This is a genomic window from Lipingzhangella rawalii (assembly GCF_031628175.1).
Classification (GTDB): Bacteria; Actinomycetota; Actinomycetes; order Streptosporangiales; family Streptosporangiaceae; genus Lipingzhangella_A; species Lipingzhangella_A rawalii.
Genome location: NZ_JAVLVT010000046.1, coordinates 1 through 502 on the forward strand (window position 1 = coordinate 1; position 502 = coordinate 502).

Here is a 502-nt window from a genome sequence, read left to right on the forward strand (position 1 = left end):
AGTTGGGCAAGACTACGGCCCCCGGCTCCACCAGGCCCCCTCCTCCGTGGATGCCCACCTGATGACGGGGGTCATGCCAGCCGTGGCCGCAGGCCGGATCGCCTACACCCTGGGCCTGGAGGGGCCGGCGGTGACGGTGGATACGGCGTGTTCGTCGTCGTTGGTGGCGGTGCATGCGGCGGTGCGGGCGTTGCGGGCGGGAGAGTGTTCGATGGCGCTGGCCGGCGGCGTGACCGTGTATGCGAATCCCGGACCCTGGGTCGCCTTCTCCCGCCAGCGTGGCCTGGCCCCCGACGGCCGCTGCAAGGCCTTCGCCGCGGCTGCCGACGGCACCATCTGGTCCGAAGGCGCGGGAATGGTGCTGTTGGAACGGCTCAGTGACGCGCGCCGCAACGGCCGGCGCATCCTGGCAACCATCCGAGGCAGCGCGCTCAACCAGGACGGGGCCAGCAGCCAACTCACCGCCCCGAATGGACGTGCCCAGCAGGCGGTGGTGCGTGCC

General features: G+C 71.9%; 1 protein-coding gene. It reads left to right on the top strand.

The genetic code is table 11. From position 1 onward, the window contains the following. The coding region (locus RIF23_RS20695; protein ID WP_310914312.1) for a beta-ketoacyl [acyl carrier protein] synthase domain-containing protein at nt 1-502 on the top strand (502 nt) is incomplete at both ends.